We start from the raw sequence: 22,993 nt of genomic DNA on the forward strand, positions 1-22,993 counted from the left end.
AGCCATACAAAAAATAACGGAGCTAACACTATGAGCATTGTGGAAGTCAAAGTCCCGGACATCGGCGACTTCAAGGAAGTCGAAGTCATCGAACTGATGGTCAAGCCGGGCGACACGATCAAGGTCGACCAGTCGCTCGTGACCGTCGAATCGGACAAGGCCAGCATGGAGATCCCGTCGAGTCACGCGGGCGTGGTCAAGGAAATCAAGATCAAGGTCGGCGACAAGGTTGCCGAAGGTTCGCTCGTGCTGCTGCTCGAGGAGGCCGAAGGTGGCGCTGCTGCCGCTGCGCCGGCCGCCGAAGCTGCGCCTGCTGCTTCTGCTGCTGCACCGGCTGCCGCGCCGGCACCTGCTGCTGCTCCGGCACCAGCACCGGCTCCTGCCGCCGCACCTGCACCGGCTGCCGCCCCTGCGCCAGCCGCGCCTGCCGGCGATGCATCCAAAGCCCACGCATCGCCATCGATCCGCAAGTTCGCGCGCGAACTCGGCGTCGACCTGTCGCGCGTGCCCGGCACCGGCCCGAAAAACCGCATCACCCAGATCGACGTGCAGAACTTCGTCAAGGGCGTGATGGCGGCACCTGCTGGCGCACCATCGAAAGGCGGCACCGGCGTCGGCCTCGACCTGCTGCCATGGCCATCGCTCGACTTCTCGAAGTTCGGCCCGACCGAACTGCTGCCGCTGTCGCGCATCAAGAAGATCAGCGGTCCCAACCTGCACCGCAACTGGGTCATGATCCCGCACGTGACGCAGTTCGACGAAGCCGACGTGACCGACCTGGAACAGTTCCGCGTCGATTCGAACGCCGCGCTGGCCAAGCAGAAGTCCGCCGTGAAGCTGACCATGCTCGCCTTCGTCATCAAGGCATCGGTCGCCGCGCTGAAGAAATTCCCGCAATTTAATGCCTCGCTCAGCGAAGACGGCGCGGCGCTGATCCTGAAGCAGTACTACAACATCGGTTTTGCGGCCGACACCCCGAACGGCCTGGTGGTCCCGGTCGTGAAGGATGCGGACAAGAAGACGGTGTCGCAGATCGCGACCGAAATGGGCGAGCTCTCCGCACAGGCGCGCGACGGCAAACTGAGCCCGGCCAACATGCAGGGCGCGACCTTTACCATTTCGTCGCTCGGCGGCATTGGCGGCACGGCCTTCACGCCGATCATCAATGCACCGGAACTGGCGATCCTGGGCCTGTCGAAATCGGCCATGAAGCCGGTCTGGGATGGCGCCGCCTTCCAGCCGCGCCTGATGCTGCCGCTGTCGCTGTCCTACGACCACCGCGTGATCGATGGCGCCGGCGCTGCCCGCTTCGCCGCCTACCTGGCCGAAGTGCTGGCCGACCTGCGCAAAACCCTTCTGTAAGGAGCGCCGAGAATGAGCACTGTTGAAGTAAAAGTCCCGAACATCGGCGATTTCAAGGACGTCGAGATCATCGAACTGATGGTGAAACCCGGCGACACGATCAAGGTCGACCAGTCGCTGATCACCGTGGAATCCGACAAGGCCTCGATGGAGATTCCATCGACCCACGCCGGCGTGGTGAAGGAGTTGAAGGTCAAGGTCGGCGACAAGGTGAACGAAGGTTCGCTGCTGTTGATGATCGAAGAAGGCGCGGGTGCGGCTGCTACGGCGCCTGCGGCTCCCGCCGCGGCCCCTGCTGCCGCACCGGCTGCTGCGCCGGCGCCTGCCGCCGCACCGGCCGCTCCGATTCCAGGCGCGGCCAGCTACAGCGGCCAGGTCGACGTCGAGTGCGAAATGATGGTGCTGGGCGCCGGCCCCGGCGGCTATTCGGCCGCCTTCCGTTCGGCCGACCTCGGCATGAACACGGTGCTGGTCGAGAAGTACGCAACGCTGGGCGGCGTCTGCCTGAACGTGGGCTGCATCCCGTCCAAGGCGCTGCTGCACGTGGCGCACATCATGGACGAGACCGCGCACATGGGCGACCTCGGCGTGTCGTTTGCCAAGCCGGAAGTCGATATCGACAAGCTGCGTGCCTACAAGGACGGCGTCATCAAGAAGATGACGGGCGGCCTGGCCGGCATGTCGAAGGCGCGCAAGGTGACGGTGGTGCAGGGCGTGGGCCAGTTCCTCAGCCCCAACCACATCGAAGTCACCGGTCCCGATGGCGCGAAGAAGGTCGTGAAGTTCGCGAAAGCGATCATCGCCGCCGGCTCCGCCGTGGTGAAGCTGCCCTTCGTGCCGGAAGACCCGCGCATCGTCGACTCGACCGGCGCGCTGGAACTGCGCCAGGTGCCGAAGAAGATGCTGGTCATCGGCGGCGGCATCATCGGCCTCGAGATGGCAACCGTCTACTCGACCCTCGGCGCACGCATCGACGTCGTCGAAATGATGGACGGCCTGATGCAGGGCGCGGACCGCGATGCCGTGAAGGTCTGGCAGAAGTACAACGAAGCGCGCTTCGACAAGATCATGTTGAAGACCAAAACCGTCGGCGTGGAAGCGCTGCCGGAAGGGATCAAGGTCACGTTCGAAGCCGCCGAAGCCGGCGTCGCCGCGCCGGAGCCGCAGCTCTACGACATGGTGCTGGTCGCCGTCGGCCGCAGCCCGAATGGTAAAAAGATCGCCGCTGAAAAAGCGGGCGTGGCAGTGACCGACCGCGGCTTCATCACGGTCGACGGCCAGATGCGCACCAACGTGCCGCACATCTTCGCGATTGGCGACCTGGTCGGCCAGCCGATGCTGGCGCACAAGGCCGTGCACGAAGCGCACGTGGCGGCGGAAGCAGCCCACGGCGAGAAGGCATTCTTTGACGCGAAAGTCATTCCATCGGTGGCCTACACCGATCCGGAAGTGGCATGGGCCGGCATCACCGAAGACGAAGCCAAGCAAAAGGGCGTCAAGGTCGAGAAGGGCCACTTCCCGTGGGCCGCATCGGGCCGCGCCGTTGCCAACGGCCGCGACGAAGGCTTCACCAAGCTGCTGTTCGACGCCGAGACCGGCCGCATCATCGGCGGCGCGATCGTCGGCACGAATGCCGGCGACATGATCGGCGAGATCGCGCTGGCGATCGAGATGGGCGCCGACGGCGTCGATATCGGCAAGACGATCCACCCGCACCCGACGCTGGGCGAGTCGATCGGCATGGCGGCGGAAGTCTACAAGGGCGTCTGCACCGACTTGCCGCCGGCACGCAAGCGCTGATTCGTCAGGGCTGGCGCAGCGAGCAAACCGGGACACGTGTCCCGGTTTTTTTTCGTCTCAAGTCGCTAGCGGTGGGCCGGAATCATCACCCCTTCGCGCTCGCCGGTCACCGCAGGCTCGCCTGGTTCGCGTTCGAGGACGGTCCGGTACAAGACCCCGGCCAGCGCTGCACCCAGCAGCGGCGCGAGCCAGAACAGCCACAGCTGCCCGACCGCCCAGGCGCCGGCAAACAGGGCAGGGCCGGTGCTGCGTGCCGGATTGACCGAGGTGTTGGTGATTGGGATGCTGACCAGGTGGATCAGGGTCAGCGCCAGGCCGATCGCCAGTCCGGCGAAGCCGACCGGCGCGCGCGTATGCGTGGCGCCGAGGATCACCAGCACGAACATGAAGGTCATCACCACTTCCGTGATGAGGGCGGAGCCGAGCGCATAGCCGCCCGGCGAGTGTTCGCCATAGCCGTTGGCGGCGAAGCCGGTCGCGGCGTCGAAGCCGGGCTTGCCGCTGGCGATTGCATACAGGACGCCAGCTGCCGCGATGGCGCCGGCTACCTGGATGAGCATGTAAGGCCCGATCTGTTTCGCCGGAAAGCGTCCGCCGGCCCAGAGGCCGAGCGTAACGGCCGGATTGAAGTGGCCGCCCGAGATCGGACCGAGCGAATACGCGGCGGTGAGCACGGTCAGCCCGAAGGCCAGCGACACGCCCGTCAGGCCGATGCCGACCTCGGGGAAAGAGGCGGCCAGCACGGCGCTGCCGCAGCCGCCGAGCACGAGCCAGAAAGTGCCGATGAATTCGGCGATCAACTTGCGCAACATGGCTATTCCTCCCGAAAAGTACAGGGATCCGTGCCGTCCGCCATGGACGGCGCGCTGCACTTTCCATTCTAGGGAGTCGGCCGCGAGATGCCAGCCGATTCGTACAGCAGCCCGCCTGGATCACGACGCGGGCCGCGGCGCACGCCTACATCTGCCTGAACAGTTCCACATAATTGCGGCTCACCACCAATTCCTCGCTGCGTCCCTTGAGCCTGACCAGCAAGCGGCCGCGAAAATCCGTGCGCGTGCCTGCCACATGGCGTGCCGCTACGATCACGCTGCGGTGGATTTGCCAGAACTGCTGCGGATCGAGCTGCTCCTTCAGTTTGCTCAGCGGCGTGCGGATCAGGCTTTCGCCCTCGGGCAGGAAGATGCTGGTGTATTTGTCCTTGCTCTGGAACCAGACCACCTCGTCGATCGCGATCAGGCGCGTTTCCTGGCCCTGGGCGGCGCGGATCCACTGCAGCGGCGCTGCGGCCGGGGCGGGCGCCACGCCGAGCTGGCGCAGCAGGGCCTGCAAGGCATCGGGCGCTACGACAGGCGCCGGCGCACGCAGCGCTTCGCGCAGGCGCGCCACCGTGCGCGTCAGGCGCTCCAGGCCGATCGGCTTGAGCAGGTAGTCGAATGCGGCGTGTTCGAAGGCGTTCAGGGCGTACTGTTCGTGCGCTGTCGTGAACACGATGCGCGGCGGCTTGCCGCCGGCGCACAGGCGCCCGGCCAGGTCCAGGCCGGTCAGGCCGGGCATCTGGATGTCGAGAAAGACGACGTCGGGCCCGAGTTCGTCGATCAGTTCCAGCGCCTGCACGCCGTTGGCGGCGCGCGTAATTGCCAGCTCCGGCCAGGCCAGGGCCAGCTGGGCTTCGAGGTAATGGAGCAGATGCGGTTCGTCGTCGGCGATCAGGGCGCGGATGGGGTCGATGATGGCACCAGTAAAGGAAGCAGCAGGCGTGCAGTCACGCCGCAGGGTTGGTTGTCGAACAGTTGCAGCCGGGCTTGCGGTCCGTGCAGCTGGCGCACGCGCTCGCGCAGGTTGGCCAGGCCCACGCCGCCGCCCGGCCGCGGCGGCGCCGTGCCCAGTCCGAGGCCGCTGTCGGCGACTTCGATGCACAGGACATCGCCGTCGACGCGCGTGCGCACCACGATCTCGCCACCGGCCAGCTTCGGTTCGATGCCGTGCATGACCGCGTTCTCCACCAGCGGCTGCAGCAGCATCGGGGCGATCGGCAGCGCACGGCAAGCCGGGTCGGTCTCGATGCGGTAGCGCAGGCGCGCGCCCATGCGTACGGCCAGCACGTCGAGATAGGCACTCACCTGGTCGAGTTCGCCCCCCAGGGTCGCGGACTCGGCGCGGCTGGCGGCGAGACTCGCGCGCAGGTAATCGATGAAGCGCTCGAGCATGCGGCGCGCCTCTGCAGGCCGGGTGTCGATCAGGCCGAGCACATTGGCCAGCGTGTTGTAGAGGAAGTGCGGCTCGATCTGGGCCTGCAGCGCGCGCAGGCGCGCCTCGGCCAGCAGGCGGCTGGCGGTCGCAAACTGTTCCTGCTGGCGCGCGAGCGCCGTTGCGTGGGCAACGCGGCGCTCGACCAGCAGCAGCATGACGCGGATGGTGATGACCGAGAACACCGTACTTACCAGCACCATCATGACCATGCCTGTCCCGAATACCTTCAAGGGGGTGGCCCAGTGCAGCACGATCTGCCCCAGCATCACGCCGCAAAACGCGCCGATGCCGATGACGACCAGTTGCCGGCGCCTTGCGTCGCGGCCGCCCTGAGCCATCACGATGGGCGCCAGGCGCCGCAGTGCGGCCAGGGCGCCATGGATCAGGAAGCCGGCCAGGTTTGCCCTCAGCAGCATCGCGCCCAGGCTGGCGAGCAAGGGGCCCGGACGCGGCGCAAGCAGCTGCTCGCCCGCCGTCAGCACCAGCGCGACCAGGCAGTTCAAGACCAGCGTATAGCCAATGTCGTGCAGTGGCGAGCGGCGCAGGCGGCGAGACGGCATGATCGCTTCGAGCGGATGCAGGCCCGGCGCCGGGCGCGCGGAAGGGAAAGGGTTCATGTACGAGACCATATCAAGTCGACAGGAAGTTACCATGAAAACAGTGGGGCGTGCGATAGGGCAACTTGGCCATGGCCAGTGGACCGCCGCCAATGTGCGCCGCGTCGAAGACAGTCAGCACGCTCACGCCCGCGCGCGTGTCCTGCGCGACCCCGACCAGGTAGCCGTCGGTTTCCGAGCGCGGGTTGCGGCGCGGCACCAGCACGTGCTCCTCGACCTGCCAGCCGGCGCCGAAGCGAAAGCTGTCGGCCTTGCCGCTGTCGGTATCGACCAGGTTCACGGTATCGAGTATAAGTGCCGGATTGGCGCTGTCGCTGCTGAGCAGGGCCAGGCGCCGGTGGCGCGCGCCGACGCGTTGGGGCATCACGCGCGGGAACTCCGCCGGCCCGAACAGGCGGCTGGCGCGGGCCTGGCCACTGGCGTAATCGAGGCAGACCTGCACGACCTGGCTGCGCCCGGGATCGTTCGGCTGGCGCTCGCCGCGCATCAGCTGGCCGAGCTTGTCGAGCGCATCGCCTTCGTGCAGGACGGCGTCGAAGCGGGTGCAGGCGCCGTCTTCCCAGGCGTTTCCGAGGTGAAAAACCATGCGCGGCGGAAGTTCGAACACCTGGCGTACGGCGAGCGTCTCCTTGGCCACCACGACCACCCGCATCGGACGCGCCTGCGCACCGCTGCCGGCCCAGACGTGGCGCGCGGCCAGGCTCAGGCTGCGGTCAAGGCTGAAGTCGTAGGGCGGCACCAGGAAGATCAGGTGCTTGGCGCTGACCACGAAGTCGTGCACGAAATTGAACTGCGGCACATCCACGACCGCGCTGCGCAGCAACTCGCCGGCCGCGCCGATCCGGTACAGGGCAAGGCGGTCGGCGCCGTGGGCCATGCCGAAATTCCACAAACCCCCATCCGGATCGGTTTTGGGGTGCGCCGAGAATGGCATGCCGCGCAAGTCGTCGCGCCAGGTCTTGATGCCGACCGTGGCGAGCGAATCGGGATCCATCTCGGTGGCCGAACCGCCTTCCCAGAGCGCATACAGGCGGCCGTTGAAGGGCAGCAGGTTGGTGTTGGCGGCATTCACCGCGTCGTTGCTGCGCACGGGCCGCCGGGTCACCATGGTGCCGAAGGCGGGCATGAGGAACTGGCCGGCGCGCGACTCGGCGGTGTAGCGTTCGGTTTCGACGAAGCGCCCGCGGTGGCCGACCTTGCCATCGGCGATCGTCCAGCGCTGGGCAAAGCCGTCGCCGTCGAACCAGTGGTGATGACGTTCGCCGCCGAGTTCGAAGCGGCCCGGCCCGTTGCGAAAGAAACTGCCGCGCAGGTCCGCCGGCAGCCGGCCCTTGAGGGTGGCTTGCCCCGCTTGGGCACCGGCCAGGTCGGCATATACGGCGAGCGAGGGGTCGCGCGCGAGGGCGGCGTGGAAGCGGCGGTAAGTCTCGGCGTCGGCACGCGCGGCGCCGGACAGGGCGAGGGCGCCCAGGCCCGCACCGGCGGCAAGGAAATGGCGGCGGTCCATGGCGGCCTCAGCGCAGCGAAACGGTGACAGTCGTGCCCGCTTGCGGCAGGGTAAATTTCGCCTGGTCGAAGGAGGGCGGCCCCATGTTGCCAATCGCATTGTTGCTGAAGGCATAGTCTTCGACCGGCAGGCCGATGGCGTTGCGATCCATCTTGCCGTTGCCGTTGGCGTCGTGGTACAGCGCGATGCCGTAGTCCCCTGCCGGCAGGTCCTTGAACACGACTGTGGTGCTGCCGGCGGTGGCCGGCGCGGCGCTGGTCCTGACGCTCCCCTTCAGGAAGCCGTCGGCCGAATCGTAGAGCGCAACCATCAGCTGGCCCTGGGTGGTCTTGACGTCGTCGATACGAATCGCCAGGTCGCCGGCATGGGCGGCGCCGGCAGTCAAGGCGAGGGCAAGGAAGACGGTGTGGATCGGGTTCATGGAAAGACTCCATTCGGTTGAAAGTGGAGTCACTGTAGTGGCGCAGCGTGCCGGGTGTGGGGGGATGCGACGAAGCGCTGCGGGAGGGCGCGAAGCGCATGGATGCGGCGCGAAATGCACGCGGGCGACGGGCTGGCGCGCTGACATATTTTCATCTTGCGCCACGCTCCAGCCGCGCTATGATGGAGACGCGCACGGCGAGCCGATGCTACGCCGAACGCAGATGCGTGTCACAGGAGACTGACATGGAAGAGCACGGCACTGAATTTGTCGGGACGCTGTTCGTCCTGCCCGCATCGCGGGCTTTCGAGCTCAGTACAACGCTGCACGGCTTGCCGGTCACGCTGACCGGCACCGTGGCCCAGCACCTGGCGGCTCAGTTCGCCGGCAACGATGCGGCGGGCGAGCACATCGACGTGCGCCAGCTCAGCCTGCATCCGCGCCGCGTCGAGATCCTCACGCGCGAGACCCATGAACGGCACCGCGCGCCGCGCAAGGTGCATTTCCTGATGCGGGTGATCGACGGCGGCCTGCATCCGGCGCCGCACGAGGCAACGACCAGCGCTTGAGCGAACCGTGCGTTAGCGCAGGCGTACGTTAGCTGTCGCCTGCCCCTCGCCCACCTCGAACGCCGCGTCCTCGAAACCTGGCGGGCCGAACTTGCTGCGCGCATCGCGGCTGAAGCCGTAGGGCTCCTTCGGGATGCCGAGCAGGTTGCGGTCGAGCTCGCCGTTGCCGTTCTCGTCCTGGTAGGCCAGCACGGCCCAAGTGCCGCTCGGGACGCCCTTGACGCTGACCGTCGTCTCGCCCGCCTGGGCCGGCGCCGAGGCGCTGTAGGCGCACTGCTTGAGGAAGCGCTCCTTGTCGCAGACGGCGACGTTGACCTTGCCTTTCGCGCTCACGCCGGCGACGCGTACCTCGATGGTCGCCGCCGAGGCTGTGCCGAAGCACAGCAGCATGGCGCCGGACAGGGTAATGCGGTACAGCTGCTTCATTCTCGATTCTCCTGATGGTTGTCGGTGCAAGAGCGGGACAGCGCCAATATGGGGCCCGTGTGCGCGGGCGCGTATGGTAGGCTGTGTTCCACCCCTTCCTACTTTTTTGCTGCATCCATGTTGCTCAATACCCTCATCGTCCTGGCCACCGTCGTCTTCATGGAAGTGTTTTCCATCGTCGCGCACAAGTACATCATGCATGGCTTCGGCTGGGGCTGGCATCGCTCGCACCACGAGCCGCGCACCGGCTGGTTCGAAAAGAACGATTTGTTTGCCGTCGTCTTCGCCGGTGTCGCCATCGCCCTGATCTGGTTCGGCACCGAAGGCGCCTGGCCGCTGCAATGGATCGGCGCCGGCATGACGGCCTATGGCGCGCTCTACTTCATCGCCCACGACGGCCTGGTGCACCGGCGCTGGCCCTTTAAATACACGCCGCGCGGCGGCTACGCCAAGCGGCTGTACCAGGCGCACCGCATGCACCATGCGGTCGAGGGCAAGGATGGCGCGGTCTCGTTCGGCTTCCTGTACGCGCCTTCGGTCACGACCCTGAAGCGCCAGCTCCAGGCGCTGCATGGCGGAGCGCCGCAGCGTCCTGCGCGGGACGCTGCCACAAGCCGCCAGGACGCGGCCTGACCGGCTTCACGCGCGACAGCAGCGCTTCCACGCCGCCTTTCGCCAGCAGTTTCAGCTTGGTCGCCTTCGAGGTGCCGACCCGCTCGTCCCAGGCGCGCGGACCGCGTGCTTTGACTTCGATCCCGATCTGGCGGTAGACGTTGCGCGCAGTGGCGATCGCCCAGGCCGAGCGCAGGGGCAGGGCGCGGATGCCGTCCAGCGACGAGTCGTAATACGGCTCCGCATGCGCGACCAGGCGCGCCGCCACCTTGGCCAGCGCGATCCGGTGTTGCGGCAGGGCGAGTTCGGCTGGCGGAATCCCGGCTTCCGCCAGCCACTGCGCCGGCAGGTAGCAGCGCCCTATGCCGGCGTCGTCGACGATGTCGCGCGCGATGTTCGTCAGCTGGAAGGCCAGCCCCAGGTCGCAGGCGCGGTCCAGTACCTGCTCGTCCTTTGCGCCCATGATCGAGGCCATCATCAGGCCGACGACGCCGGCTACGTGGTAGCAGTAGCGCAGCGTGTCCTCGATCGTCTCGTAGCGCACTTCCTCGACATCCATGCCGAAACCGGCCAGGTGGTCGAAGGCATAGCGCGGCGCGATGGCGTGGCGCAGCGCCACTTCCTGGAAGGCGGCGAAGGCCGGGTCCGGCATCTTCTCGCCCGCATAGGCGCGGCGCGTCTGCTCGTAGAGCTGCGCCAGTTCGGCATGCGGGTCATGCGAGGGCGCCGCCACGCCAAAGCCGAGCTCCTGGCCATCGACCACGTCGTCGCAATGGCGGCACCAGGCGTAGAGCATCAGCACGCTGCGCCGGGTGGCGGCATCGAACAGTTTGGCGGCGGCTGCAAAGCTTTTCGAGCCGACCTTGATGGTCTCGGTCGCGTGCTCGAGCAGCGACCCGTTCACGACGGCGTTCATGCGGCCACCTGTCCCAGCATCAGGCCGGCGGTGGCCTTGGCCGAGCCGATCACGCCCGGCACGCCTGCGCCCGGATGGGTGCCGGCGCCGACCAGGTAGAGGTTGGCCAGGTCCTTGTCGCGGTTGTGCGGGCGGAACCAGGCGCTTTGCGTGAGCACCGGTTCCAGCGAAAACGCCGAGCCGACGTGGGCGTTGAGCTGGTCGCGGAAGTCGAAGGGGGTGAAGATGCGGCTGGTGACGAGCTGGCTGCGCAGGCCCGGCATGTAGCGCTCTTCCAGGTAGTCGAAAATCTTGTCGCGGTAGATCGGGCCAACGACGTCCCAGTCGATGTCGGCATTTCCCAGGTGCGGCACGGGCGCGAGCACGTAGTGACTGCCGCAGCCCGGGGGCGCGAGCGACGGGTCGGTGACGCAGGGTGCGTGCAGGTAGAGCGAGAAGTCGTCGGCCAGCGTGTCGCCATTGAAGATCTCGTCGATCAGGCCGCGGTAGCGCGGGCCGAAGCAGACCGTGTGGTGCTGCAGCTGGCTGTGGTGGTGGTTCAGCCCGAAATAAATCACGAACAGCGAATTACTGAAGCGCTTCTTCTGCAGGCTGGCGCCTTCGGCCAGGCCGCGCGGGTGCTGGTTCAGCAGCGACGCGTAGGTGTGCACCACGTCGGCATTCGAGGCCACCGCGTCGGCCGGGAACAATCGCCCGTCCTCCAAACGCACGCCGCTGGCGCGCTCGCCCCGCGTTTCGATCTGCGCTACCGCGGCATTGAGTTCCAGGCGCCCGCCGATGTCCTCGAACAGGCGCACCAGGCCGTTGACCAGTGCGCCGGTGCCGCCGCGCGGGAACCAGACGCCCCAGCGCCGCTCCAGTGCGTGGATCAGCGTGTAGATCGAGGAGGTGGCGAAGGGGTTGCCGCCGACCAGCAGCGAGTGGAAGGAAAAGGCCTGGCGCAGGTGCTCGTGTTCGACGAACTTCGACACCATGCTGTAGACGCTGCGCCATGCCTGGAGCTTGGCCAGCTGCGGGCCGGCCGCGACCATGTCGCGGAAGGTGAGGAAGGGCACGGTGCCGAGCTTGACATAGCCTTCTTCGAACACGGCCTTCGAGTAGGCCAGGAAGCGCTGGTAGCCCGCCACGTCGGCTGGATTCATGGCGTGGATCTGGCGGTCGAGCGCTTCCTGGTCGTTGGCGTAATCGAAGTGGCTGCCGTCTTCCCAGCACAGGCGGTAGAAGGGCGCGACCGGCAACATCTCCACGTAGTCTTCGATACGCTTGCCGGCCAGCGTGAACAGCTCTTCGATGCAGGACGGATCGGTGATGACGGTCGGACCGGCGTCGAACACGAAGCCCTGGTCTTCGTAGACATAGGCGCGTCCGCCCGGCTTGTCGCGCTTTTCCAGCAGGGTCGTTTGCGTGCCGCCGGCCTGCAGGCGGATCGCCAGGGCCAGCCCGCCGAAGCCGGCGCCGATGACAACCGCGGTTTTGGGGGATGCTGCGTTCATTCTGATTTCCTGATCTGACTGGGGTGAAGCATGCGGGCGGCGTGCATGGCCGCGCGCACGGGTACGGGAGGTTTGCCGCTGAGGATGCGCGCCTTGTCGAACAGGCGCAGCCGCGCGGCGTAAAAGCGTTCGATCAGCGGCGCCGGCAGGCGGTAGAAGCGCGCCATGACGCGCCAGCGCTTGTCCGGGCTGCCGGCCAGGAACAGCATGCGGTTCAGGAGCCTGAAGAAACCCTGGCTGCGCCATGCGGCGTTGGCTTCGCGCCGGATCGCGTCGAACAGGGCAGGCGCACGCAGGTCGGGCAGGGCGGCGATGCGCTCGGCCAGGCGCACCGCGTGCGGCAGCGAATAGCCGGTCGTCGCGTGGAACAGCCCGGCGCGCAGGCCCGAGGCCGGCTGGCCATACAGGTCGCGCCAGAAGCCGTCGACGTCGCCCGCCAGCACGATCGGCAGCGAGCCGTGTTCTTCGCGCAGCACCTCGGCGATGTCCCAGCCGCGCGCCTGCGCATAGGCCGCGATGTTGGCGCGCAGCCGTTCCGGCTCCCAGGCCTGGGTATCGACGTAGTGGGTGTCCTCGATCAGGATGCGGTCGGGCCCGAAGGGCAGCAGATAGACGAAGCGGTAGCCGCCCTGCTGCTCCACGCTGGCGTCCATGATCACGGGTGCGCTCAAGCGATGTGGGACAGTCAGTCTCACTTCCTGGCCGAGGAAAGTCTGGTAGCCGAGCGCCAGGCGCGTGCTCGGCTGCGGGCCGCGGCCGTCGACGACGGCGCCCGCGTGGAGAAGCTCGCCGCCAACCAGCAGCACCGTGGTCGGGGTGACGGCTTCCACCTGCGCGCCGGTGCGCAGGGCCGGGCCCAGCGCGCCCTTGATCACGCGGGCGAAATCATCGGAGGCGATGCTGGCATAGCCGCTTTCGAGCGTGCGCGCGTGACCGGGAAAGACGACCTCGTAGCGCGGCCAGCGGCTGCCGACCAGGGGCGCGATCCAGGCATGCTGGTCCGCGTCCAGGTCACCGTCGTGGAAGGACCAGGTGTGGTTGCCGCCGATCTCGCTGCCCGCTTCCAGCAGCAGGATGTTCAGTTCCGGACGCTGGGTGCGCAGGCGCCAGGCGATCAGGCCATTGGCCAGCCCGCCGCCGACGAGAATGAGGTCGTAGGCGCGCTTATCCACGCTGCACCGCGCTGCGTGTGTCGATGCCCAGCGCCGCTTCGACGATATCGGCCGCGCGCGCACTGCCGCCGGCTTGCCGGACGCCGTCGGCCAGCGGCAGGCAGCGCTGTTTGAACGCCGGCTCGTCCAGCAGGCGGCGCAGATGGCGCGCGAGCATGGTGCTGCTTGTAAAACGCGGCGAGGCCGACAGGCCGACACCCGCATGGCGGATGCGCGCCGCCACGCCCGGCTGGTCGAAGGCGATCGGCAGCGCCAGTACAGGCGTGTGGGCCGCGGCTGCATCCATCACCGTGTTCAGGCCGGCGTGCGAAATGACAACGTCGGCCCGCGCAATGGCCGCCTCCTGCGGCGCAAACGCGCAGACCCAGGTCGCGCCAAGGCGTTCGAGCGAGGCCGCCTGGCGCGCGTCGAGACCGCCGCAATGCGCAATCAGGAGCTGGGCGTCGAGCTTGCGGCAAGCCCTGGCGATGCGCTTGAATATATCAAGGCGATGCCCCTGCAGGGTGCCGAGCGACGCGAAGATGAAGGGGCGGTCCTGCTTGATGTCGGGCAGGGCCTCGATGCGGGCCGGCGCCTTGTGGCTGGCCGCGCGCAAGGGGCCGACATGGTGAAAGCCTTGGGGCAGCGCCTGGCGTGGAAACTCGAAGGCGCTCACGGTCTGGCTGATCTGCGCCAGCGGCGACAGGCATTCGTGCAGGGCGCCGCGCAGCGGGATGCCGAGGCGCTCCGACTCGCTTTCGATGGCGCGCCGGTGCGGCGTCATCATCCAGTCGTAGACCCGGGTGCTGCCTTCGAACATGTGCAGCGAGCGCTCGCTGGCGCCCCAGTCGAAGGGCATCACCGGCAGCGGAATGCCGCGCTCGCGGTTCACCGGCAGCGCGCAGGCAACCGAGATGAAGGGCAGTCCGAGCGACTCGGCCACCATGCCGCCGGCAGCTTCCATCTGGTCGGCCAGCACGGCGTCGATCCCGAGCTGTTCGAAGGCCGTGGGCAGTTCGCGGCACAGCATGCTGGTGGTGGCGGCCATGTCGAGGATCACGCGGCGCAGGCCGAGCGGGCCGCCGGGATTGGCTGCACGCCGCAGCGACTGCGCCAGCGACCCGGCCGGATGGCTGCTCAGGCCGACCGCGTGGAAGCCGAGCCGCGCATCGTTCAGGTAGGCAGAGGCGTCCGGGCGCTGCAGGAAGGTGACACGGTGGCCGCGTTCGACCAGGGCCAATGCCAGCGCCGACAGCGCGCTGACATGACTGTAGAAGGCAGGAGCGACCACGCCGAAATGCGCCATGGGGTGTCTCCGGCTAGCCGTGCTGGTTCAAGGGCGATGCAGCGTTCAATGGTGCACCGGGGTCCCGGCGGCGCTGCTCGCCGCGAAACGGAAACCCGCACCTTGCCCGAACAGGGTGCCGACAAAGCGGCGCGTGCGCTGCTTGGCGCCGATGGCATCGGTGAGATAGCGGTCGGCGTCGTCGAGGTGGGTGGCCAGGCGCTTCCTCGCTTCTTCGAAGCCGAGGACGTTGGTCAGGGTGGCCTTGCCGAGGTCCTTGCCGGTGTCTTTACCAGTCACGCTACTGTCCATGGAGACATCGTCCTGGAAGTCGTCGCGGATCTGGAAGGCGTGGCCGGCGGCGAGCGCAAAGGCGCGCAGCGATTCGGCGACGCAGTCGTCGGTTTCGGCCAGGATCGCGGCCATGTCGACCGAAACGCCCAGCAGCACGCCGGTTTTCAGTTCGTTGGTCGTGGCGATTTCCTGTTCCGAACGCTGGCCGCCGGCGCGCAGGTCTTCGAACTGGCCGCGCACCAGGCCTTGCGTGCCGACCGTTTCGGCCAGCTTGGCCACCAGGCGCGTACGCACCGCAGCCGGAATGCCGGGCGCGCTGGCAAGCACGCCGAAGGCGCGGCTGAGCAGGGCCACCGAGGCGAGGATGGCGACGTCTTCGCCATACTGCACGTGAATGGTCGGCTGGCCGCGGCGCAGCGCGGCATTGTCCATGCAGGGCATGTCGTCCAGGATCAGCGAAGCGGCATGCACCATCTCGACGGCGCAGGCGATGTCGGCCAGGGCAGGAGAGGCGCAGCCGAGGTCGCGTGCGACCAGCATCAGTAGCAGCGGACGCATGCGCTTGCCGGCGCTCAGGGTGCCGCTACGCATGGCTGCGGTCAGGGCATCGCTGCCATTGGCGCTGTCGGGCAGCAGCTGCGCCATGCGTGCTTCGAACTCGTGCCGGATCGCGGCGAGTTCCGTCAGCCAGGGATCTCCCCTTTTTTCCATGTTGAGTCCAGTGAGCCGTCCAGTCATCGTAGTCATACGCCGATCCTTGCTGATTGTTCATTGACGAATATTGATGAATTCGTAATTCATCATACCGGAAACCACTTTGTAGAATCCTCAATTATTCAATGGTGTCGTTCGTTTCCCCGTCAAATTTGACGGTTTTCTAGGTGCAACTTGCGTGGTGTCCCGCGCTTGTCCCGGAAAAGATCATGGGAGCGAAGGTGCCGCAGCGCAGGCAGGGGGCGGATGGCCGTAAAAAATGCCGCTGGGCGCAAGCCGGACGGCATTTTCAGGGTGGCGCCACCAGGGCGCCGGATCGGCAATCAGCCGTAGCTGGTCCAGCTTTGCGGGATGTCGATATGCCCCGACTTGGCGGCATCGGCGTAGGAACGCATTTCAGCGATCACCGCTTCGAGCTGCTCGGCACCCGGGTTCAGCAGGAAGCCCTTGACGCGCTCTTGCAGGGAAGCCTGCTGATCATGCCATTCGTAACGGGAAGTCTTGCTCATAATGCCCCCTTGCGGACCGCTGTGATGTTCTTGTTGGTATCCATGACATCCTCCTTGAAGTAGGGGGTCAGTTTCGCACAGCGGTTGCGCCGGATCGGTGCGATGCCGCACATTTCGCTCAGCCGTAGGCTAGTTCAACACCGCGCGGTAGAACAGCTCGAGCCGTTGCCCCAGCAGGCGATGCGCCTCGGCGCGGGTCGGCTGCTCATGCGGGAACACGAAGCGCTGCATGGCGTCGCCCGAAATCCAGCTGGTGAGAAAAGCGGGCAATTGTTCGAAGGGCAGGTCGGCGCGCAATTGCGCACGGATGTCCTCACGCGCGAAAAAACGTTCGAGCATTTCGCGCGTCAGGCGCGGCCCGGCGTCGTAGAAAGTACGGGCCAGTTCCGGATTGTCGGCCGCTTCCGCGATCACCACGCGCTGCATCGCAATCAATTGATCCTGGCAAAGCAGGTCGAAGAACTGGCGCGCGAAATCATCCACCACCTCGCGAAACGGGCGCTGGTCGTGTTCCATGTCGCGCATGTGAAAGTAGGCGTCGCGGCGCGACATCAACACCGCTTCGAGCAGGCCGGCCTTGCCGCCGAACTTGACGTAAATGGTGCGCACGGCAACGCGCGCCGCACGGGCGATGGACTCGAGGCTGGTGCGGGTATAGCCGTTGGCCAGGAACAGTTGCGCGGCAACGTCGATCAGGTCCTGCATGCGCGCTTCGACGTCGCTCGCCTTGGGACGGCCGGCGCCGCGCAGGGAGGCTGCGCTATTGGCTTGCAATGATTTACTCATGGCGTCACTGTAAATCAGCGGCAAATGAAATGCAACCGTTTCATTTCTTGACGAACTGAAGCGCTTGCCGAATAATGTAGGAAAACCCTTAGTCTATTTTCGGAGTTGCTCCATGTCCCAAACGCAGCCTTCGCTCGAGCAGAAGCCGCTCGGCAATCCTCCCGCCGCATCCGCACCCGCATCGGCTGCCGCCGGCAAGACCCCGCCGAACAAGCGCGTGCTGACCGTCGTCGCGCTGATCGCGATCGCGGCTGCCCTTGCCGGCGGGCGCATGTGGTACCGCAGCCATAACTTCGTCGATACCGAGAATGCCTATGTGTCCGGCCACGTGCACCCGGTGTCGGCGCGCATCGCCGGCGTCGTCACGCGCGTGCTGGTGGAAGACAACCAGCATGTGAAAGCGGGCGACGTCATTGCCGAACTCGATCCGGCCGACCAGCACGTGCGCGTCGAGCAGATCGAAGCGCAGATCGCCAGCGCCAGGCAGCAGGTGATCCAGGGCGATGCGCAGGTAGCGCAAGTGCGTGCCCAGGCCCAGGCGGCGCAAGCCCAGGTCGGCCAGTCGCAGGCCCTGGCACTGCGCGCGCGCCAGGACGCCGAGCGCTTCAGCCAGCTCTATACGAAGCAGATGAAGGCCGTCTCGAAAGCCGAAGTCGACGCCGCCAACGCCGCGCGTAGCGCCGCCGCCGCCGACGTGACCGCGCGCCGCGACAACGCCACCGCCGCCCAGGCCCAGATCACCGCCGCCTCCTCGGCGCGCGACGTCCTGAAAGCCCAGATCAAGGTGCTGCAGGCGCAGTTGAAGGACGCGAAGCAGCAGGTGGGCTACAGCCGCATCCTGGCGCCTGTGGACGGCCGCATCGGCCGGCGCAGCGTGGAAGTGGGCGCGCGCGTGCAGCCGGGCCAGCAGCTGGTCGCCGTGGTCGAAGACAAGGTCTGGGTCACCGCCAATTTCAAGGAAACCCAGCTCGCCGGCCTGAAGCCCGGCCAGGAAGTCGAACTCCAGGTCGACGCGCTGCCGGACGAACACCTGGTCGGCCGCGTCGACAGCTTCTCGCCGGCCTCGGGCAACCAGTTCGCGCTGCTGCCGGCCGATAACGCGACCGGCAACTTCACCAAGGTCGTGCAGCGCGTGCCGGTGAAAATCACCCTGGCCCCTGGCGACGTGCAGCGCCTCACGGGCCGCCTGGTACCGGGCATGTCGGTGGTGGCGGAAGTGGACCTGCGCCAGAAGATGGAAGCGAAACGCGCGGAGCCGGCACGCACCGCGCAGGCAGCGCAGCCGGTGAAGTAAGGGGTCTGCCATGACCAGTTCCACCAAGGCGGCAGCGGCCGTCTTCCCCGGCGCGCCCGCCGCCGGTGCGCAGATCGATCTGCGCACCTGGATCGCGGTCGCCGCCGGCATGCTCGGCGCCTTCATGGCGGTGCTCGACATCCAGATCACCAATTCGTCGCTGCGCGACATCCTGGGCACGCTCAATGCGACCCAGGAAGAGGGCTCCTGGATCTCGACCGCCTACCTGTGCGCCGAGATCGTCGTCATTCCGATGACGGCGCTGTTCGCCCGCGCCTTCGGGGTGCGCCGTTACATGATCGGCACGACCTCCCTGTTCCTGGTGTTCTCGACCTTGTGCGGCGCCGCCTGGAACCTGGAGAGCATGATCGTCTTTCGCATGCTGCAGGGCTTTACGGGCGGCGCGCTGATCCCGATGGCGATGACGCTGGTGATGACGCGCCTGCCAAGCTCCAAGCGCGCGGTCGGCATGGCCATCTTCGGCCTGACCGCGACGCTGGCGCCGGCCATGGGGCCCACCCTGGGCGGCTACCTTTCCGAGATCTACGGCTGGCCCTCGATCTTCTATATCAACTGGGTGCCGGGCGTGCTCCTGATCGCCGGCATGGTGTATGGCCTGGACCGCGAGCCATCGCAGGCGAGCTCACTGCTCAATGCCGACTGGCTGGGCATCGGCCTGATGGCGATGGGCCTGGGTTGCCTGACGATCTTCCTGGAAGAGGGCAATTCGAAGGACTGGTTCGATTCGCAGTTCATCATCACCTTTGCCGCGCTGGCGCTGATCGGCATCCTCGGCTGGGTAGCGAACAGTTTCACGCGCCAGCAATCGTTCGTGAATCTGCGCCTGTACGGCCAGCGTAATTTTCTGGTCGCAACCGTGCTGTCGGCCGTCACCGGCATGGGCCTGTATGGCTCGTCCTACCTGCTGCCGCTGTATCTCGGCCAGATTGCCGGTTATACGCCCATGCAGATCGGCGAGGTGATCGCCTGGGTCGGCCTGCCGCAGCTGCTGGTGATGCCGTTCGCCGCGGCCCTGTCCTCGAAAGTCGACAACCGCATCCTGTGCAGTTTCGGCCTGCTGCTGTTCGGCGGCTCCTGCCTGATGAATGCCTTCATGGACGCCAGCACCGGCTACGACCAGCTGATGTGGACCCAGGTGGTCCGCGCCATCGGCCAGCCCTTCGTGATGCTGACGCTGTCGAATTTCGCGATGCAGGGCGTGGCCCCGAAGGACATGCCGTCGGCCTCGAGCCTGTTCAACATGACGCGCAACCTGGGCGGCTCGATCGGCATCGCGATGCTGGCGACTTCGCTCACCAACCGCGAGCACTTCCATTCGGCGCGCCTGGGCGAATCGGTCTCGAGCTATGCGGCGCCGACCCAGGAACGCATCGAGCAGATGACGCAGGCCTTTATTTCAAGCGGCATCGATCCGGCCACCGCCGCCAGCCAGGCACTGGCCGCGCTCGACCGCATCGTGCGGCGCGAAGCCTATGTGATGGCCTATAACGACGGCTTCTTTATCGTCGGGATCATCCTGGTGGGATGCATCGCCGCGGTCTGGCTCGCCGACAAGGTCAAGTCCCCCGGCGGCGCCGGCGGTGGCGGCCACTGATTACTTGAAGAGATGAGAAAAACGATGTTCGATTCCTTTAGCAGGATGTTCCCGCAACGCGCCCTGACCGTCGGCGCGGCCGCTGCCCTGGCCTTGGCGGCCAGCGGCTGTTCCACCATCGGCCCCAATTTCAGCGCACCGAAAACGGTCGAAGCACCGGCCTATCGCCACGTCGCGGCGCCGGCGGCTGCGGCGGTCGATACTGCGGCGGTCGACACCGCGCGTTTGCCGGCCAACTGGTGGACCGTGTTCAACGATGCCACCCTGAGCGGCCTGGAAGAACGCGCACTGCGCGACAACCCGGGCGCAAAAGCAGCGGCCGAGCGCCTGCTGCAGGCCAGGGCCCAACTGGGGGTGCTGCGCGCAGGCCAGTCGCCGAACGTGTCGGTGAATGCCGGCGTGTCGAATTCGCGCAGCTCGGCCGAGACCCCGCAGGGACTGGCGCTGGGCGGGCGTTCGATCGAAGGCAACACCTTCAGTGTGGGCGCGGCGCTGTCGTATGAACTCGATCTGTGGGGCCGCGTGCGGCGCGTGGTCGAAGCGGCCGATGCCCAGACGCTGGCAACCCAGGACGACCGCGACGGCGTGCTCCTGCTGTTGTCGAGCCAGGTGGCGCAAAGTTACTGGCAGCTGCGCGGGCTGGACACCGAACAGGCGATCCTGCGCGACGCATTGGCCGCGCGCCGCGAAGCGCAGGAACTGGTCCAGGCGCGTTTTGACGCCGGCCTCTCGAACGAACTCGATTTTGCGCGTGCGCGCGTCGAACGGGCGAATGCCGAAGCCGACCTGCACGAGGTGCAGCGCCAGCGCAACCAGGTCGAACACGCGCTGGCGGTGCTGGTCGGCAGCTCGCCGAGCACGCCGCTGCTGCCGGTGGATGCGAAGCCGCTGCTGCCGCTGCCGCCAAGCATTCCGGTCGGCCTGCCGGCCAACCTGCTGTTCCAGCGTCCGGACCTGGCGGCCAGCATCGCCAATTTGCGCGCCGCGAATGCGCAAGTGGGCGTGGCCGAGGGCATGTTCTATCCATCCGTGACGCTGACCAGCAATTTCGGCTACGCCTCGCAATCCCTGCGCGACCTGACCGGCGGCGATGCGCGCCAGTTCTCGGTTGGTCCGCTCGCCTTGTCGCTGCCGATTTTCGACGGCGGGCGCAACCAGGCCAACCTCGACCTCTACAAGGCGCGCTACGCGGAAGCGGTGGCGAACCACGAGAACCGCCTGTTGACCGCCCTGCGCGAAGTCGAGGACGCGCTGTCGGACGTCCAGCAGCGCCAGAAGCAAGGCGACGTACAGGCCGAGGCGCAAGCCGCATCCGCCCGCGCCCTGCTGGTGGCGCAGGCGCGCTACGAGCGCGGCATGTCATCCTATCTCGATGTCACCGATGCCCAGCGCAGCGCGCTGGCCGCCGACCGCGCCGCCGCGCAAATCCGCACCCAGCGCTTGCTGGCCTCGGTCGCCGTGGCCCGCGCGCTTGGCGGCGGCTGGTCGGAAGCGCCGGCGATGGCGACGGTGCGCTGATGTTCATGGCGTGAACCACGGCCGGCGCGGACGATGTCCGCGCCGGCCGTTTTCGTTTGTGGAACCAAGCACCGTATTACAATCTCCCTTGTATTCAAACCAACAAGGGGACCCATGAAACACCTTCTCGCTCCACTCGTACTGGCCATCGCGGCCGGCGCCGTCCTTGCAGCTGAAGCGCCTGCTGCCAAAGCGCAGGCGGCCAGCGCCGCCGAACTGAACGCCATGGCGAAACGCTTCGCCCCGGTCGAGCTGCGTGCCGAGACAAAGGCGCTGTCGAAAGGGGACCGTGCGGCGATCGGCAAGCTGATCGAGGCGGCGAAGATCATCGACGCCCTGCAGCTGCGCCAGCGCTGGTCGGGCAACGAGGCGCTGTGGGCGGCGCTGCAGAAGGACACGACGCCGCTGGGCAAAGCGCGCCAGCATTACTTCTGGCTGAACAAGGGACCGTGGTCGATCATCGACGGGAATGCCTCCTTCATGCCGCCCGAGTACGCGGGCATCAAGATCCCGGCGCGCAAGCCCGACGGCGCGAATTTCTATCCGGCTGGTGCGAGCAAGGAAGCGCTGGAAGCCTGGATGAACGGCCTGCCTGCCAAGGACAAGGAAGCGGCACAATGGTATTTCACGACCATCCGCACTGGCCCGGACGGCAAGTTCCGCAGCGTGAAGTACTCGGAAGAATACAAGCCGGAGCTGGAGAAGCTGGCCAAGCTGCTGCGCGACGCCGCCGCCAGCACCGATAACGCCTCGCTGAAAAAATTCCTGCTGCTGCGCGCCGACGCCTTCCTGTCGAACGATTACCTGGCCTCCGACTTCGCCTGGATGGACCTCGATTCGCCGGTCGACATCACGATCGGGCCTTACGAGACCTATAACGACGAACTGTTCGGCTACAAGGCGGCCTTCGAGGCCTATGTCAGCGTGCGCGATGCGAAAGAGACGCAGAAGCTGAACTTCTTCGGCAAGCACATGCAGGAACTGGAAGACAACCTGCCGGTGGACAAGCAGTACCGCAATCCAAAGGTCGGGGCGATGGCGCCGATGGTGGTGGTGAACCAGGTCTATGGCGCGGGCGACGGCAACATGGGCGTGCAGACGGCCGCCTACAACCTGCCGAACGACGAGCGCATCATCCGCGAACGCGGTTCGAAACGCGTGATGCTTAAAAATATTCAGGAAGCGAAGTTCGAGTCGACCCTGAAACCGATCACGAAGCTGGTGCTGCGCCCGCAAGACCAGAAGGACCTCGACTTCGATTCCTTCTTCACCCACATCCTGGCGCACGAAATCACGCATGGCCTGGGGCCGCACCATACGAAGGTCAATGGCGAGGAATCGACCCCGCGCCAGGATCTGAAAGAGACCTACTCGACCATCGAGGAAGCGAAAGCCGACGTCACCGGCCTCTGGGCCCTGGCCTACATGATGGAGAAGGGCCAGCTGAAGGACACGCTGGGGCAGGGCGCGCAAGCCGAGCGCAAGCTGTACAACACCTTCCTCGCCTCGTGCTTCCGCACGCTGCACTTCGGCCTCACCGATTCGCACGCGCGCGGCATGGCGATCCAGGTGAACTACCTGCTCGACAAGGGCGCCTTCGTGTCGCACGGCGACGGCACATTCTCGGTCGACTTCAAGAAGATCAAGCAGGCCGTGATCGACCTGGACCGCGAGTTCCTGACGATCGAAGCGACCGGCGACTATGCGCGCGCCAAGGCCATGATGGCGAAATATGTCGTCATCCGCCCTGACGTGCAGAAGGCGCTCGACAAGATGAAGGCGGTGCCGAACGACATCCGCCCGGCCTTCGTGACGGCGGCCGCTTTGACCGGGAGCGAGAAACGATAATCT

The 22,993-nt window shown here is 66.6% G+C and carries 21 protein-coding genes; 8 read left to right on the plus strand and 13 right to left on the minus strand.

Annotated features, from left to right (window positions below):
* The first annotated feature begins 30 nt into the window (after positions 1-30).
* Together aceF and lpdA are read left to right on the plus strand one after the other, a co-directional pair.
* On the plus strand, positions 31-1,362 hold the full coding sequence (aceF, locus tag NMB41_RS04950; RefSeq protein ID WP_494381370.1) for a dihydrolipoyllysine-residue acetyltransferase: 1,332 nt from the start codon (positions 31-33) through the stop codon (positions 1,360-1,362).
* A gap of 12 nt (positions 1,363-1,374) precedes the next feature.
* A complete protein-coding gene (gene lpdA, locus NMB41_RS04955) occupies positions 1,375-3,162 on the plus strand; it encodes a dihydrolipoyl dehydrogenase (RefSeq protein ID WP_494381371.1) in 1,788 nt (595 codons plus the stop codon).
* Between the two features lie 65 nt (positions 3,163-3,227).
* Here the strand turns inward: lpdA and aqpZ are convergent, their stop codons facing one another.
* The 5 genes from aqpZ to NMB41_RS04980 form a co-directional block, all read right to left on the minus strand.
* Positions 3,228-3,974: an aquaporin Z gene (gene aqpZ, locus NMB41_RS04960; RefSeq protein WP_494381372.1), complete on the minus strand. Its 747-nt coding sequence runs from the start codon at positions 3,972-3,974 to the stop codon at positions 3,228-3,230.
* A gap of 145 nt (positions 3,975-4,119) precedes the next feature.
* Positions 4,120-4,851 carry a LytR/AlgR family response regulator transcription factor gene (locus tag NMB41_RS04965; protein WP_494382794.1) on the minus strand — a complete coding sequence of 244 codons (732 nt, stop codon included), beginning with the start codon at positions 4,849-4,851 and terminating at the stop codon, positions 4,120-4,122.
* 20 nt (positions 4,852-4,871) lie between these two features.
* On the minus strand, positions 4,872-6,032 hold the full coding sequence (locus NMB41_RS04970; RefSeq protein WP_494381373.1) for a sensor histidine kinase: 1,161 nt from the start codon (positions 6,030-6,032) through the stop codon (positions 4,872-4,874).
* Positions 6,033-6,045: 13 nt separating this feature from the next.
* The gene (locus tag NMB41_RS04975; protein ID WP_494381374.1) at positions 6,046-7,539 is read right to left on the minus strand and encodes a carotenoid oxygenase family protein; all 1,494 of its coding nucleotides are present in this window, start codon (positions 7,537-7,539) and stop codon (positions 6,046-6,048) included.
* 7 nt (positions 7,540-7,546) lie between these two features.
* Positions 7,547-7,960 carry a DUF2141 domain-containing protein gene (locus NMB41_RS04980; protein WP_494381375.1) on the minus strand — a complete coding sequence of 138 codons (414 nt, stop codon included), beginning with the start codon at positions 7,958-7,960 and terminating at the stop codon, positions 7,547-7,549.
* Between the two features lie 245 nt (positions 7,961-8,205).
* On the opposite strand from NMB41_RS04980, the gene NMB41_RS04985 reads away from it, so the two are divergent.
* Positions 8,206-8,529: a hypothetical protein gene (locus NMB41_RS04985; RefSeq protein WP_494381376.1), complete on the plus strand. Its 324-nt coding sequence runs from the start codon at positions 8,206-8,208 to the stop codon at positions 8,527-8,529.
* A gap of 12 nt (positions 8,530-8,541) precedes the next feature.
* Here NMB41_RS04985 and NMB41_RS04990 read toward each other — a convergent pair whose 3' ends face one another.
* Complete coding sequence (locus NMB41_RS04990; RefSeq protein ID WP_494381377.1) at positions 8,542-8,955, minus strand: DUF2141 domain-containing protein; 414 nt, start codon at positions 8,953-8,955, stop codon at positions 8,542-8,544.
* A gap of 117 nt (positions 8,956-9,072) precedes the next feature.
* Here NMB41_RS04990 and NMB41_RS04995 point away from each other — a divergent pair, with 117 nt between their 5' ends.
* Entirely contained in the window at positions 9,073-9,588 is a 516-nt protein-coding gene (locus NMB41_RS04995) for a sterol desaturase family protein (protein WP_494381378.1), read from the plus strand.
* Here the strand turns inward: NMB41_RS04995 and crtB are convergent.
* From crtB to NMB41_RS05030, 7 genes are all read right to left on the minus strand, one after another.
* Positions 9,494-10,483: a 15-cis-phytoene synthase CrtB gene (gene crtB / locus NMB41_RS05000; protein WP_494381379.1), complete on the minus strand. Its 990-nt coding sequence runs from the start codon at positions 10,481-10,483 to the stop codon at positions 9,494-9,496. The genes NMB41_RS04995 and crtB overlap by 95 nt on opposite strands.
* Positions 10,480-11,976, minus strand: a complete 1,497-nt coding sequence (locus NMB41_RS05005; RefSeq protein WP_494381380.1) for a phytoene desaturase — start codon at positions 11,974-11,976, stop codon at positions 10,480-10,482. The genes crtB and NMB41_RS05005 overlap by 4 nt, the downstream gene beginning before the upstream one ends.
* Positions 11,973-13,148 carry a lycopene beta-cyclase CrtY gene (crtY, locus tag NMB41_RS05010; RefSeq protein ID WP_494381381.1) on the minus strand — a complete coding sequence of 392 codons (1,176 nt, stop codon included), beginning with the start codon at positions 13,146-13,148 and terminating at the stop codon, positions 11,973-11,975. Before crtY ends, NMB41_RS05005 begins: the two co-directional genes overlap by 4 nt.
* Positions 13,141-14,433 carry a glycosyltransferase gene (locus NMB41_RS05015; protein ID WP_494381382.1) on the minus strand — a complete coding sequence of 431 codons (1,293 nt, stop codon included), beginning with the start codon at positions 14,431-14,433 and terminating at the stop codon, positions 13,141-13,143. Before NMB41_RS05015 ends, crtY begins: the two co-directional genes overlap by 8 nt.
* Positions 14,434-14,478: 45 nt before the next feature.
* Complete coding sequence (locus tag NMB41_RS05020; RefSeq protein ID WP_494381383.1) at positions 14,479-15,417, minus strand: polyprenyl synthetase family protein; 939 nt, start codon at positions 15,415-15,417, stop codon at positions 14,479-14,481.
* 326 nt (positions 15,418-15,743) lie between these two features.
* Positions 15,744-15,929, minus strand: a complete 186-nt coding sequence (locus NMB41_RS05025) for a hypothetical protein (protein WP_494381384.1) — start codon at positions 15,927-15,929, stop codon at positions 15,744-15,746.
* A 129-nt stretch (positions 15,930-16,058) separates the two neighbouring features.
* Positions 16,059-16,715, minus strand: a complete 657-nt coding sequence (locus NMB41_RS05030; RefSeq protein WP_494381385.1) for a TetR/AcrR family transcriptional regulator — start codon at positions 16,713-16,715, stop codon at positions 16,059-16,061.
* A 112-nt stretch (positions 16,716-16,827) separates the two neighbouring features.
* On the opposite strand from NMB41_RS05030, the gene NMB41_RS05035 reads away from it, so the two are divergent.
* The 4 genes from NMB41_RS05035 (at position 16,828) to NMB41_RS05050 (ending at position 22,990) form a co-directional block, all read left to right on the plus strand.
* Positions 16,828-18,009 (plus strand): HlyD family secretion protein, encoded by a 1,182-nt coding sequence (locus tag NMB41_RS05035; RefSeq protein WP_494381386.1) that lies wholly within the window; start codon positions 16,828-16,830, stop codon positions 18,007-18,009.
* 10 nt (positions 18,010-18,019) lie between these two features.
* On the plus strand, positions 18,020-19,624 hold the full coding sequence (locus NMB41_RS05040) for a DHA2 family efflux MFS transporter permease subunit (protein WP_494381387.1): 1,605 nt from the start codon (positions 18,020-18,022) through the stop codon (positions 19,622-19,624).
* A gap of 24 nt (positions 19,625-19,648) precedes the next feature.
* Entirely contained in the window at positions 19,649-21,142 is a 1,494-nt protein-coding gene (locus NMB41_RS05045) for an efflux transporter outer membrane subunit (RefSeq protein ID WP_494381388.1), read from the plus strand.
* Positions 21,143-21,256: 114 nt separating this feature from the next.
* Positions 21,257-22,990: a DUF8614 domain-containing protein gene (locus NMB41_RS05050; protein ID WP_494381389.1), complete on the plus strand. Its 1,734-nt coding sequence runs from the start codon at positions 21,257-21,259 to the stop codon at positions 22,988-22,990.
* Positions 22,991-22,993 lie beyond the last annotated feature (3 nt).

The organism is Massilia sp. FBCC-B171 (assembly GCF_059134155.1).

Bases quoted from the DNA above. Each gene is read 5' to 3' on its own strand.
- aceF (WP_494381370.1), top strand. From the start codon at position 31: ATGAGCATTGTGGAAGTCAAAGTCCCGGACATCGGCGACTTCAAGGAA.
- lpdA (WP_494381371.1), top strand. From the start codon at position 1,375: ATGAGCACTGTTGAAGTAAAAGTCCCGAACATCGGCGATTTCAAGGAC.
- aqpZ (WP_494381372.1), bottom strand. From the start codon at position 3,974: ATGTTGCGCAAGTTGATCGCCGAATTCATCGGCACTTTCTGGCTCGTG.
- NMB41_RS04970 (WP_494381373.1), bottom strand. From the start codon at position 6,032: ATGAACCCTTTCCCTTCCGCGCGCCCGGCGCCGGGCCTGCATCCGCTC.
- NMB41_RS04975 (WP_494381374.1), bottom strand. From the start codon at position 7,539: ATGGACCGCCGCCATTTCCTTGCCGCCGGTGCGGGCCTGGGCGCCCTC.
- NMB41_RS04980 (WP_494381375.1), bottom strand. From the start codon at position 7,960: ATGAACCCGATCCACACCGTCTTCCTTGCCCTCGCCTTGACTGCCGGC.
- NMB41_RS04985 (WP_494381376.1), top strand. From the start codon at position 8,206: ATGGAAGAGCACGGCACTGAATTTGTCGGGACGCTGTTCGTCCTGCCC.
- NMB41_RS04990 (WP_494381377.1), bottom strand. From the start codon at position 8,955: ATGAAGCAGCTGTACCGCATTACCCTGTCCGGCGCCATGCTGCTGTGC.
- NMB41_RS04995 (WP_494381378.1), top strand. From the start codon at position 9,073: ATGTTGCTCAATACCCTCATCGTCCTGGCCACCGTCGTCTTCATGGAA.
- crtB (WP_494381379.1), bottom strand. From the start codon at position 10,483: ATGAACGCCGTCGTGAACGGGTCGCTGCTCGAGCACGCGACCGAGACC.
- NMB41_RS05005 (WP_494381380.1), bottom strand. From the start codon at position 11,976: ATGAACGCAGCATCCCCCAAAACCGCGGTTGTCATCGGCGCCGGCTTC.
- NMB41_RS05015 (WP_494381382.1), bottom strand. From the start codon at position 14,433: ATGGCGCATTTCGGCGTGGTCGCTCCTGCCTTCTACAGTCATGTCAGC.
- NMB41_RS05020 (WP_494381383.1), bottom strand. From the start codon at position 15,417: ATGGAAAAAAGGGGAGATCCCTGGCTGACGGAACTCGCCGCGATCCGG.
- NMB41_RS05025 (WP_494381384.1), bottom strand. From the start codon at position 15,929: ATGAGCAAGACTTCCCGTTACGAATGGCATGATCAGCAGGCTTCCCTG.
- NMB41_RS05030 (WP_494381385.1), bottom strand. From the start codon at position 16,715: ATGAGTAAATCATTGCAAGCCAATAGCGCAGCCTCCCTGCGCGGCGCC.
- NMB41_RS05035 (WP_494381386.1), top strand. From the start codon at position 16,828: ATGTCCCAAACGCAGCCTTCGCTCGAGCAGAAGCCGCTCGGCAATCCT.
- NMB41_RS05040 (WP_494381387.1), top strand. From the start codon at position 18,020: ATGACCAGTTCCACCAAGGCGGCAGCGGCCGTCTTCCCCGGCGCGCCC.
- NMB41_RS05045 (WP_494381388.1), top strand. From the start codon at position 19,649: ATGTTCGATTCCTTTAGCAGGATGTTCCCGCAACGCGCCCTGACCGTC.
- NMB41_RS05050 (WP_494381389.1), top strand. From the start codon at position 21,257: ATGAAACACCTTCTCGCTCCACTCGTACTGGCCATCGCGGCCGGCGCC.